7 protein-coding genes are annotated in these 12160 nt (G+C 69.7%); 1 reads left to right on the top strand and 6 read right to left on the bottom strand.

Going from position 1 to position 12160, the window contains the following annotated elements:
* Positions 1-150: 150 nt before the first annotated feature.
* The 5 genes from BN984_RS16110 to cobN form a co-directional block, all read right to left on the bottom strand.
* Positions 151-1935 (bottom strand): IucA/IucC family protein, encoded by a 1785-nt coding sequence (locus tag BN984_RS16110; protein WP_049968721.1) that lies wholly within the window; start codon positions 1933-1935, stop codon positions 151-153.
* A gap of 142 nt (positions 1936-2077) precedes the next feature.
* Entirely contained in the window at positions 2078-3280 is a 1203-nt protein-coding gene (locus BN984_RS16105) for an ABC transporter substrate-binding protein (protein WP_008097018.1), read from the bottom strand.
* A gap of 74 nt (positions 3281-3354) precedes the next feature.
* Positions 3355-4170: a cobalt-precorrin-7 (C(5))-methyltransferase gene (locus tag BN984_RS16100; RefSeq protein WP_049968720.1), complete on the bottom strand. Its 816-nt coding sequence runs from the start codon at positions 4168-4170 to the stop codon at positions 3355-3357.
* A complete protein-coding gene (locus BN984_RS16095) occupies positions 4163-4843 on the bottom strand; it encodes a precorrin-8X methylmutase (protein WP_008097016.1) in 681 nt (226 codons plus the stop codon). Before BN984_RS16095 ends, BN984_RS16100 begins: the two co-directional genes overlap by 8 nt.
* Positions 4836-8696: a cobaltochelatase subunit CobN gene (gene cobN, locus BN984_RS16090; protein WP_049968719.1), complete on the bottom strand. Its 3861-nt coding sequence runs from the start codon at positions 8694-8696 to the stop codon at positions 4836-4838. Before cobN ends, BN984_RS16095 begins: the two co-directional genes overlap by 8 nt.
* Before the next feature lie 44 nt (positions 8697-8740).
* Between cobN and BN984_RS16085 the strand changes: the two genes are divergently transcribed.
* Positions 8741-10864 carry a VWA domain-containing protein gene (locus BN984_RS16085; protein WP_049968718.1) on the top strand — a complete coding sequence of 708 codons (2124 nt, stop codon included), beginning with the start codon at positions 8741-8743 and terminating at the stop codon, positions 10862-10864.
* Positions 10865-10900: 36 nt separating this feature from the next.
* Here the strand turns inward: BN984_RS16085 and BN984_RS16080 are convergent, their stop codons facing one another.
* Complete coding sequence (locus BN984_RS16080) at positions 10901-12157, bottom strand: outer membrane protein assembly factor BamB family protein (protein WP_049968717.1); 1257 nt, start codon at positions 12155-12157, stop codon at positions 10901-10903.
* Positions 12158-12160 lie beyond the last annotated feature (3 nt).

The raw sequence follows: 12160 nt of genomic DNA, 5'->3' as shown, positions 1-12160 counted from the left end.
GCTACGCGGTCGCCGCGGAGCGTCCGCGACGACCCGCCTTCCCCCGCCTTCCCCCGCTTTCGGCGGTTTTCCCTGTCCGCACGCCGGCCGCGTCGGGTCGAGTCGGACGCTCGGGCTCGCGTCGGCCGCTCGCGTCGCCGCCGCGTTAGCTCAGCGCTCCCCGTCGAACGCCGTCACCAGCGGGTTGTCGACCTCGACGAAAAGCGGCGCGTCGTCGAGGGAGTCGTCCAGTTCGTCGATGTCGTGGAACCGCGTCAGGAGGTTCGACTGGCGGGTCAGCGTCGGCTCGGCGAGCAACTGGTCGAGGAGCGACGACCCCGGTGCGTCGACCTCGCGGAGCGATTCGAGTTCCTCGCGGAGCACCGCGAGCAGTCGCCGCTCGTCGACCAGCCCGCTCCGCCCGAGCGCGCTGACGACGCCGAGCGCGTTGTTGAGAACCGTCCAGTATATCATGCGCTGGTCCGCGATGTCGTCGCTGCAGACGGTGTCCGTGCGCTCGCCGACGCCGGGGAGGAGGTCGTCGAGTCGGTCGTACCGCGACTCGGGGAAGTAGTAGCCCTGATTGTCGCGGTAGCGGAACGCGGTCGGATAGCCGTCTTCCAACAGGACGACGCTGTTCTGCTGGTGGGCCTCGACGCCGAAGCCGTACCGGAGGTAGAGCCACAGCACCGGCCGGACCCCGACCGAGAGGTACCGCCGAAACCACGACTCGGCGACCGCGCCCGCCGACCGCCCCTCGCGTTCTGCGAGCGTCTCGACAATCGTCCCGAGTCGGGAGCGACCGCCGCCGATGGGGTTCTGACAGAGCGCCACTACGGGCGTCGCGTTCGTCGCCGCGTCGCCGCGGAAGGGGTTCTCGCGGAGGACGGTCTCGAAGCCGGACTCGCCGTCGCCGAGGTCGACGGTGACGTAGGCCGGGTCGTCGATGAGACCGAACTCGGGGAGCTCGGCGTCGATAACGTCGCGGAGGCCGGCGTCGAGCAGCTCGCTGACGGCGACGCCGCGGACCAGTTCGTGCCGCTTGTTGACCCGCGCGGAGTTGGTGATTTTGACGTTCAGCGAGCCTTTGACCATGAACGGTGCGTCCGGCGAGTACAGCGTCCGAACCGAGGAGGTCGGGTAGAACTCCCTGCCGACCTCGCCGAGCGACTCGATACCGTCGCCGAGGCGCACTCGAACCGCCGGCTGTGCGAGGAGGTAGTCGGCCTGCCACGGATGGACCGGGACGAGTCCGTCGTCGGTGTCGCCGTCGACGTGTTCGGCGACGAACGACTCGGGCACCGACTCGTCCGCCCGGAGCGCGTCGGCTATCCACGCCAGGGCGCTCCGGTCGAGCGTCGAGTCGTGGTCGAGGAGGTCGGCCGCGACCCGGAAGTAGTGGAGCCGGAACGACCCGCGTAGCTCCGGGGCGAACCGCGGTTCGTCGTGCGGCGCGATGCCCTGCCTGCTCTTGGGCGTCGGGTGTCTGTGGTGGCCGAAGACGAGCGACTGCTCGGCGTCGCGGAACGTCGTCTCGAAGCCGTAGAGTCGCTCCTCGTCGCCGCAGCGGGCCTCGACCGCCCGGGCGGTGTTCCGACAGCTCTCGACGACCCGGAGGAGCAGTTCGTCCACCGCACCCGGCGCGTCGCGGGCGAGCGACAGCTCTTCGAGGAGCAATCGCGCAAGTCGGAGGTAGTCGAGGTCGACGGCCCGGCCGTCCGGGAGGACGGAGACGCCGGGGCCGCCGAACAGGTGTCGGTCCCCGGCGGAATAGTACGAAATCGGCACGAACACCTCGATTCCCTGCTCCGGAAGCGGGAGTCGAACCCCTCGTTTACAGTCGGTCACAAGCGGCGTTTCGGCCGCGTTGACGACCTCGTGACCGCCGATTTCGTGGAGGTAGCAGTTGAGGAAACTGTGCAACGTCGCTGACGCGGCGCGGTCGTCCGGGGCCACGTCGGCATCCGGTGTCCGCCCGACATCTCGGCTTGTCGCCATGCGTTTTAGGCTAGCCTAAAAACATATAAGAATTCTGGCGGAATGCGCCGCTCGACGGCGGAGCGAAACGGGAAAAGCGGGGCCGCGAAGCGGGACCGAACTACAGGTCGCCGTTGACGATGTCGCTGACGCGCTGGGCGTCGAACAGGCGCTCGTCGGCGTCGTACAGCGTCTGCGCGAGGCGGTCAGTCACGACGAGGTTCGTGATAGGGCCCTGGTAGAGCGCGCCGGCGCGGTAGACGTCGTCGTTCTTGACCGCGGTGAGTTCGCTCGCGACTTCGTGGCTCTCCATGAACGAGATGACCGTGTTCTGGAACTCCTCGCGGGTCTTGGCCTCCTGTCCGCGCAGGAGAAGCACTTCGGGGTCGACCTCCAGGAGCGTCTCGAAGTCGACTGCGCCGCGGTTGCTGTAGAAGTCCTTCACGTCGGTCGTCGCGAGCGCGTCGTTGACCTTCAGGTCGTTGAGGTGCTTGAAGCTCGTCCCCTCGTCGATGATGTAGGGGTAGAACTCCTCGGGCTCGTCGCCGCCGCCCCAGACGACGGCGGCCGAGGGTCGTTCGCCCTGCGCGGGGACGACCGGCGCGAGGTTCGCCTGGAACTCCTCGTGGACCTGTTCGAACGCCTCGAAGCGGTCCTCGCGCTGGAACACCTGCGCGAGCTTCTCGAACGCCTCGTAGAGGCTGTAGTAGCGGTAGTCCTCGTGCCACGCGTAGCCGCGCGAGAAGATGCTGTTGCCGAAGAACGGACCGACTTGGGTGCTAATCTCCTCGATATCGCCCTCGCTCCACTGGCCGCGGTTCAGGAGGAAGTTCGGGTCGGCGATGTGCACGTCCGCGTTCATGTCGTAGAACTGCTCTTTGCCGACGCCGCTGTCGCCCCACAGCTGACGGATGGACGACTTGTCGACGCTCACGTCCGGAATCTCGTCGTAGTACTGCGTGTGGTACCGGCCGGGGAGCCAGACGCCCATCGGCGCGTCGAGGCCGAGCGCGACGCCCATGTCGGCCCAACTGCCGTTGTTCGCGACCCACGTCTCCGGGACCGAGTCGAACGTGACCTCGCCGACCGGCTCTATCGACACCGAGTAGGATTCCGACGCCTCGGTCGTCGTCTCGGTTTCCGTCTCCGTCTCTGTCGCCGTCTCGGTCGCCGTCGCCGTGGTCGTCTCGGACTCCGTCGTCGTCGTCTCCGACCCGCCGCCACCGGTACAGCCGGCGAGCAGACCGCCCGCGACGACCGCGCCGCCGTACTGCAGGTACTCGCGCCGCGTCGATTCTCGACCGCTGTGTCCGTCGTTTGCCATGTATTTTAGGCTTCCCTAAATGCTTAAAACGTCTTCGAAATTTAGGCGAGCCTAACTCCCCCGTGTGGGACGGCTCAGTCCGTCGCGTCGACGGGGGCCCTGACGGCGAGGACCGTGAGGTCCGAGTACGGCGTCGAGTCGGGGCCGCTCCCGCCGGCCGAGTCGCGCAGGTCGCCGAGCGTCGTTCGGGTGATTCGCTCGTCGTCGTGGGTCAGGCGTTCGAGCACGAGGGCGTCCAGCGATTCGTCCGCGCCCGAATCGAGGAGGAACTCCGCGATGTCGCCCGGCATCCAGTCGAACGGCCGCGGCAAGACGAGCAGGTGGCGTTCGCCCACCGCCTCGGCCAGTCGGTCGAGGTCGGCGTCGAGTGACCCGCTCTTGTGGAGTGTGACGAACCGCGTGTCCTCCATCGGCGTCCGGGCGCGACTCGCGGCTATCTGGAGCGACGAGATGCCCGGAATCACCCTGACCGGTGGCTCGACGGCCCGCTGGACCTTCCCGAGGAACTGGTAGCCCGAGTGGTTCGCGTCGCCCATGAGGACCGCCGTCCCGCGCTCGCCGGCCGCGACGCGCCTCCCGAACTCGGACAGCGCCTCTGCTTCGTCGGCGTAGCCGCAGGTGAGCAGGTCGGCGTCGGTCTCGTCGGCGACGAAGTCGACGACCGTCTCGAAGCCGACGACCACGTCGGCCTCCCGAATCGCTCGCCGCCCGCGAGGCGTCAGATACTCCGAGTTGCCGGGGCCGATTCCGACCGCGTAGACCGGCGCGGCGGCGTCCTCGGCGTCCTCGCTGCCTCCACCAATTTCGCCGACGCTCGGTTCGGGCGCGGCCGCGGCGAACGTCGCCGGGTCCGCCCCCGAATTGAGGCCGTACGGGTCGTCCTCACTCATGGTCTTCGAGGTCGACGTCGCCGTTGCGAACGTCGCTCGCGACGTGAATCAACTCGTTCGTGAGCGCGGCCGCGAGGCCGCTCCCGCCGCGTTTCCCGACGTTCGTCACCGCCGGAACGCCGTACTCGTCGGCGATTTCGCGGACGCGCTTCCGGCTCGCTTCGGCCTTGACGAAGCCGACGGGCGTCGCGACGACGGCCGCCGGTCGGGTCCCGTTTTCGATGCAGTCGCAGAGCGCCAACGCGGCGGTCGGCGCGTTGCCGACGACCGCGATTGCGCCGTCGTAGACGCCCTGCTTGTCGAGTTCGAGCACCGCGGCCGCGGTCCGAGTCATGCCCGTCTCGGCGGCGAGTTCGGCGCCGTTGCCGATTGCCTTCCGCACCGGGCAGTCGTGGCCGCGGCCCGTGACGCCGGCCTTCGCCATCGTGATGTCGGTCACGATGGGTCGCTCGTCGAGGACGGCCCTCGCGCCCGCGACGACCGGGCCGTTCTGACAGCGAAGGAGGTGCTGGAACTCGATGTCGCCGGTCGAGTGGACCGCCTTCTGTCGCAGTCGGTCGTTCAGCGTCTCGTCGGGGACGAACGTCCGGACGATGTCCATGCTCGTCTCCGCGATGTCCATCGCGTCCCGCGTCGTCGCGCCGAGGTCGGCGTAGGCGTCTCGTTCAGTCATCTGATTGGGTTCCGGCCATGGCGTTCGTCGTGTTCGCTTCGAGGTCGCCCTCCACGGAGAGGTTGATGTCCTGCAACCGCTCTCTCACGTCGTCGTCGGCATCCCACAGGTCGCGGTCGATGGCTTCGAGGAACGTTGCGGTGATGCTTTCGAGCGCCCACGGGTTCACGTCGCGCAGCCACTCCTGTCGGTCCTCGTCGAAGGCGTAGGCGTCGGCGAGGCTTTCCCAGAGGGTGTCGCTGACGACGCCCGTCGTCGCGTCCCAGCCGAGCGCCACGTCGACCGTGGTCGAGAGGTCGCCCGCGCCCTTGTAGCCGTGTTCCTCCATGCTGTCGAGCCAGTCGGGGTTGAGGACGCGCGCCCGCATCGCCTTGCGGACCTTCTCCTCGTTCGTGTAGATGCTGACGTTGTCGGGGTCGCTGGAGTCCCCGACGTACGAGGCCGGGTCGCTCCCGGAAATCTCGCCGACAGCCGAGACGAACCCGCCGTGGAAGGCGTACCAGTCGGAGGAGTCGAACTCGTCCTGCTCGGCGGTGTCCTCGATTTTCACCGTGGCTTCGACCCCGCTCAAGCGGCGCTCGAAGGCGTCGTGGGCCTCGGTCACGCTGCCGCGACTCCCGAGGGCGTAGCCGCCCCACTGGACGAACACGTCCGCGAGGTCGCTCCGGTCGTCCCACTCGCCCTCGTCGACGGCCTTGTTCGTCCCCGCGCCGTAGCCGCCGGGCGTCGTCGTGAACACGCGGTGTTTGGCCAGTTTCTCGGCCTCGTCGGCGGCGACGCCATCAGCCTCGAACTCGGCGGCGTCTTCCTCGACGTGCTTTTTCACGTAGTTCATCTCGTGGGGTTCGTCGAGTTCGACGACCGCGTCGACGGCGTCGTTGACGACGCTCGCGGCCTGCGGGAACGCGTCGCGGAACAGCCCCGAGACGCGGGTGGTCACGTCGATTCGCGGGCGGTCGAGTTCGTCCAGCGGAATCGGCTCCACGCCGTCGACGCGGCCCGCGTCGGTCCACACCGGTTCGACGCCCATGAACGCGAGCACCTGCGCGATGGTCTCGCCGCGGGTTCTGACCGTCGGCGTCCCCCACGCGACGACCCCGAACTCCTCGGGGTACTCGCCGTGGTCGCCGTAGTGGCGGTCGAGGACGCCCGCGGCGACCCGCTCGCCGACGCTCCACGCCGGCTTGGCCGGGACTTTCCGCGGGTCGAGCGTGTAGAAGTTCCGCCCGGTCGGCAGCAGGTCCACCCCGCCGCGGGTCGGCGCGCCGGAGCCGCCGGGGCGGACGTACTCGCCGGCCAGCGCGTCGGCGGTCTGCGGAATCTCGGCTTCCGCGGCCGCGACCCGCGGGGCCGCCTCGTCGCAGATGAACGCCAGCACTTCGCGGAGGTCGTCGTGCGCGCCGCGCTTGGCTCGCGCGTCGCCGAGTTGGTCGATATCGACCACGAGCAGGTTCATGTTCACCTCGTCGTCGGGGCCGGCGTCGACCTCCGACTCGGGCACGTCGAAGTCGCGTTCGGCGAGGGCCGACACCAGTTCGACGCACTGGTCGTAGACGCGGTCTGCGGCCTCCGAGAGGTACATCCCGAGGTCGTCGTCGTACGTCCCCGGTTCGTCTCGCATTCGGTCGTAATCGACGCCCATGACGCCCGCGACGCTCTCGCGGAGGCTCGGCGTGTCGGCGTTCGGGAGGCGCGTGAGCGCGACGAGGTACTCCACGAGGCGGTCGCTCTCGGGCGGTTCGCCCATCGTGTGGAGGCCCATCCGAATCTGCGTCGTCTTCACGTCGGTCAGGTACTCGTGGACGCGCTCGACGAGTTCGTCGAAATCGACGGCTTCGGGACCGACGTCGGCATCCGCGTCACCGATTGCGTCACCGACCGCGTCGGCGTCTTCGAACCCGAGTTCGACCGCGAGGTCGAGGTCGTCGACCGCGTCGAGGAGGAGTTCGCGGAGTTGGTCACCGCGCTCTGGGCGGGCCTCGTCCATGCCCGCCTCGCGGTACTCGCGGGCGAGTTCTTCGAGGTCCGCGAGGTCGTCGTACGTTCCCGCGGTGCGCATAACCGGCGTGAGGTAGTCCACGATGGCCGCGTACGACCGGCGCTTGGCCTGCGTCCCCTCGCCGGGGTTGTTGATGATGTACGGGTAGACGTTCGGAAGGGCCGAGACCAGTTGGTCCGGGGCGCTCTCGCCGTTCAGCCCGACGGTCTTGCCGGGGAGCCATTCGAGACTGCCGTGGGTGCCGAGGTGGACCACGGCGTCGGCCTCGAACGCCTCGCGGAGCCACGCGTAGAACGCCACGTAGTCGTGCGGCGGCTGGAGGTCCGAATCGTGGTACACCTTCGAGGGGTCCATCCCGAACCCGCGCGGGGGCTGGACGGTCACGAGGACGTTCTCGAACTCGACGCCCGGAATCGCAAAGGGTCGCTCCGGCGGGTCGCCCCACTCGTCGACGACGTTGTCGCGGAAGCGGTCGTCGGCGTCGGCGAACCAGTCGGCGTACTGGTCGGGTGAGACCACGTCGACGCTCAGGTCCCGCACGTCTTCGGGCGCGACCCAGCGGTCGTCCAGCGTCAACTGCGAGGTGAGGTCGTCGATGAGCGCTTGCCCGTCCGCGGGGAGGTCGCCGACGGCGTAGCCCCGACTCCGGAGTTCGGACAGGAGGTTGACCGTGCTCGCGGGGCTGTCCATCCCGAAGGCCGTCCCGATGCCGTCGTCGCTCGGCGGGTAGTTGTGCAGGACGACCGCGACGCGCTTCTCGTCGTTCGGGAGGTGGCGGAGCCGCGCCCAGTTGACCGCGAGCCGGGCGACGTGGTCGACGCGGTCCTCGATGGGGAAGTGCTGTTTCGGCGCGCTCCCGACGCCCGCCTCGTCTTCCATCCGCTCTTTCCCGCTTATCGGGTGGGTGATGACGTTGCCGTCGAACTCGGGGAGCGCGACCGACAGCGCGAGTTCGAAGCCCATCACGCCCGTGTCGCTCGACTCGTACCGGCTTCGGGAGCGCATGGTCGTGATGGCCTGTAAGACGGGAACGCCGAGTTCGGTGAGGAACACGTCCTCGGCGTCCGCGCCCTCGTCGTCGGCGTCGCGGCCGCGCTCGCTCATCGACAGCGAGAACATGAAGGAGCTGACGACCGCGTCCACGACGGGGCCGTCGTCGTCTGAAAACCAGTTCCGCGCGACCCACTCGGCGTTCTCCTGTCCCTCCTCGTCGGTCGCGGGGTTGCAGAACGCGGGCAGGACGTTCGCGCCGAGCGATTCGAGTCGCTCCACGAGCGCGTCCACGTACCGAGTGTTCGCGTGCGTCCAGTGGGACTCGTAGAACCAGACGCCGATGGTCGGCTTGTCGGGGTCGTGAGTATCGAGCAGTTCGTCGTACTCGACGCCGGGGTAGTCCGGGTGGTAGACGCCCTCAGTCGGGAGTTCGACCGGGTCGTCGACTTCGGTCTCGACGCCGGCGTACTCGGCGGCGAGGAACCGACAGAGGTTCTCGACGTTCACCGCGCCGCCGCGGTCGAGATATTCGCAGACGCGCTCGCGGTCGGCGTCGGCGACGGTCGTGTCCTGCCGCGCGAAGGCGTCGCCGGTGGCCTCGACGACGAGCGGCACGCCCGCCGCTTCGAGTCGTTCGACCGCGTGGTCGTAGCCGGGCATGCTGTCTTCGGCTCCGTGGAGCCAGAAGACGGCCGCCGTCGCCGACTCCAACTCGTCGACGAAGGCGTCCGCGTCGGTCACGTCGTCCAAATCGCTCGCGGAGCGGACGACGAGGTCGATTCCGTCGAGTCGGCGCGCGGCCCGCTGGACCGCGCCCAACTCGTTTTCCGTCGCTGTGTACAGTCCGATTGTCGGTGTCATTGATAAAGTGTTATTGTCTTACTGCAAGTACGATTTCGTATTCGATGACGACTCAGACGCTGCCGTTTTCGGCTATCGTCGGGCAAGACGAACTGAAACGGGCGTTGTTGGCCGTCGGGGCCAACGACGACCTCGACGGACTCCTCGTTCGCGGCGAGAAGGGAACCGCGAAGTCGACCGCGGTCCGCGCCCTCGCCGACCTCCTGCCCGAACAGGAAGTCGTCGCTGGCTGTCCGTACGGCTGTCCGCCGGACCCGGACGACCCGGCCCGCCAGTGCGATTCGTGTCGCGGCCGCGACGACCCCGCGGTCGAGCGCCGGTCGGTCCCGCTCGTGACGCTCCCACTCGGCGCGACTCGCGACCGGGTCGCGGGCACGCTCTCCGTCGCCGACGCGCTCGACGGCGAGGCGTCGTTCGACCCCGGGCTCTTGGCCCGCGCGAACCGCGGTATCCTCTACGTGGACGAGGTGAACCTCCTCGACGACCACCTCGTCGACCTGCTTTTGGACGCGGCCGCGAGCGGCGTCAACCGTGTCGAGCGCGACGGGGTGAGCGTCGAACACCCCGCCGAGTTCACCCTCGTCGGGACGATGAACCCCGAGGAGGGCGACCTCCGACCTCAGCTCCGGGACCGCTTCGCCCTCCAGGCGACCGTCGTCGGCAGCCGCGACGTCGACGACCGCGTGGAGATTATCGACCGGGCGCTGGCGGGCGGCGACGACCCGGAGACGGTCGCCGACGCCCACCGCGAGGGGACCGCGGCGCTCGAAACCGCGCTCCGCGAGGCGACGGACCGCCTCGACTCGGTCGCGCTCCCGGTCGAGTTCAAGCGCGACATCGCCGAACTCTGCGTCGACGCCGGCGTCGAGGGCCACCGCGCCGACATCGCCATCGCCCGCGCGGCCCGTACCCTCGCGGCGCTCGACGGCCGGACGAAGGTGCTCGAAGGCGACGTGCGCGAAGCGGCCGCGCTCGCGCTCCCGCACCGACTCCAGAGCCGCCCGTTCGACGACGACCCGGACGTCGACGACGTGCTCGACGACCACTTCGACGAGGCGGACGGCCGGGACGACGGCGACGGAGAGCAGGACGGTGGCGGTGACGGGAGCGAAGGTGCCGGTGGCGACGGTGGAGGCGACGGCCGCAACGACGACGGTGGTGAGGAAGCCGGTTCCGACGCCGCGAGAGAGGGTTCCGATTCCGATGCTGGGGACGGCGATGACGGGGACGATGCCGGCGGCGACGACCGAGGTGGAGCGGTCGGCGGAGCCGACGAGAGCGGACCCGAAGACGGCGATTCGGAAGACGGGACTTCCGGAGACGGCGATACCGACGACTCCGCAGACGACGACCCCGACGAAGCAACGCCGCTTCTCCCCGGGCAGAGCCGGGCCGCCATCGGCGACGTCGAGCGGCCGCCGGTCGAGGACGCGGCCCTCGACGCGGAGACGCCGGGCGACGGGAGCCGCGCCGCAGTTCGGGAGTCGCGGCAGGGGCGAGGCTCGCGGGTGCGGACCGAACCGGCGACCGAGACCGACGACATCGACGTGCCGGCGTCGGTCCGGGCCGCCACCTCGGCCGGTCGGTCCCGCGTCACCCGGTCTGACCTCAGAACCACGGTCGCCCGCGGGTCGGCCGCGACGCTCGTCGTGTTCGTCGTGGACGCGAGCGCGTCGATGCGCGCCGCGATGCGGCGGGCGAAAGGCACCGTGCTGTCGCTCCTCGAAGACGCCTACGAACAGCGCGACGAGGTCTCGTTCGTTGCGGTCGCCGGCGACGACGCCGAGGTGTTGCTCCCGCCCACCGACAGCGTCACGCTGGCGGCGCGGCACCTGAAGGAACTCCCCACGGGCGACAGGACGCCGCTTCCGTCCGGGCTGGACGCCGCCCGTCGGGTCATCGACCGCTCGGACGCCGCCGGCGCGCTCGTCGTCGTCGTCACTGACGGTCGGGCCAACGTCGCGGACGGCAGTCCCACCGGACAGACCCGGTCGGCGGCGCGGAACCTCGCCACCGCCGACGCCTCGGTCGTCGTCGTCGATGCCGGCGACGGCGGTATCGGAGTGACCGACATCCTCGTCTCCGAGACGGGCGCGCGGCGCATCCCGCTGTCCGACCTGTCGGCCGAGCGGGTCGCCGAGGCCGCGCGCTCCGCGGACGGGCAGTAGCGGGGACTCAGTCGTCTCTTTTGGCATGGTGTGTTCCTATCGAATCGGTCGCGTGTGGAGTCGATACGCCCCGCGAGTGACGCCCTCGTCGTGGTACTCGACCGGCTCTTCGACCACCGCGAGGACGCCCCCGCCCGCGGCGACGGCGGTCGGGATTCCGGGGAGTCCCTCCGTTTCGACGTGTCCCGCGTCGGGGGCGAAAACGTGGACGCCGTGGCGCTCTGCCTCCCGCTCTCGGAAGTGCTGGGCGGACGGCACGAACACCCGCGAGTCGGTGGCGGCGGCCGCCCGTGCGAATCCGCCGGTGTCGCGGGTCCACAGACGGTCGCCTCCGGCGACTGAGACGCCGACTGCGGTGTGTTCGTCGGGGTGTCGCGCGTCCGGGTCGCGGGTCGACTCGGCGAACGTGTTCCCCGTGACGAAGACGGCGGTTCCGTCGGCGACGCAGACGTGGTTCGGGTAGGCGTAGACGGTCTCGTCGCCGACGCGGCGCTCGGTCGCGAGGTCGAGTTGCCACCGCATCTCCCCGTCGAAATCGAGGAGGTAGCCGCGTTTGTCGCCGTGGCTAGCGACGGCCAGCGCGTCGCCCGCGAAGGCCACGTCGCCGACGCGTCGGCCCCCGTCGGTGTCGGGGTCCCACGACGCGACCCGCGCCCCGGAGTGTGCGTCGAGGAGAACGAGGCCGTCCTGTTCGGGGTTCGGACAGCGGTTGTACGCGACGGCGACGCGGTCCCCCTCGGCAGCGACCGCGATGGGCGACGCGTGGACGTGTCTGCGCCACGCGAGTCGCCCGCCACGGTCGAACCCGAGGACGACGCTCCGCCAGACCCTGTCCTCGCCGTCCCGCTCGTAGCGCCGGGCGGCGACGACGACCCTGTCGCCCGTCACCGCGAGGTCGACGACGTACGGTCGGAAGAACAGCGAGTCTTTCGTCGCCGTGCCCACGTCGTCAGCCGTCGCGTACGTCCAGCGGGTGACGCCCGTCTCGGCGTCGAGGACGCGAACCAGCCCGTCGCCGCCGCGCTCGCCGACGACGAGCAGCTCGTCGCTCCCGGCCATCGACACCACGGAGTGCTCGCCGCGCGTCCGCCAGCGCTCGCCGGCGTCGGGCGCGGCGTCGGAGGCACTGGCCGCGTCGGCAGTAGTCTCCAGCGCCATAACGCGGCCGTCCGCGGTCCCGACGAAGACGGCGTCGTCGGTCGCTTCGACCGCGGAGCGCGCCCAGTTGTGGCGACTGCTCGCGGGCTCGACTTCCCCGAGGTCGCGGCAGACCGTGAGTGGGGACGGTGCCATCGG

Source organism: Haloferax prahovense (assembly GCF_000723845.1).
Taxonomy (GTDB): domain Archaea; phylum Halobacteriota; class Halobacteria; order Halobacteriales; family Haloferacaceae; genus Haloferax; species Haloferax prahovense.
This window is presented reverse-complemented; position numbering and strand designations above follow the sequence as displayed.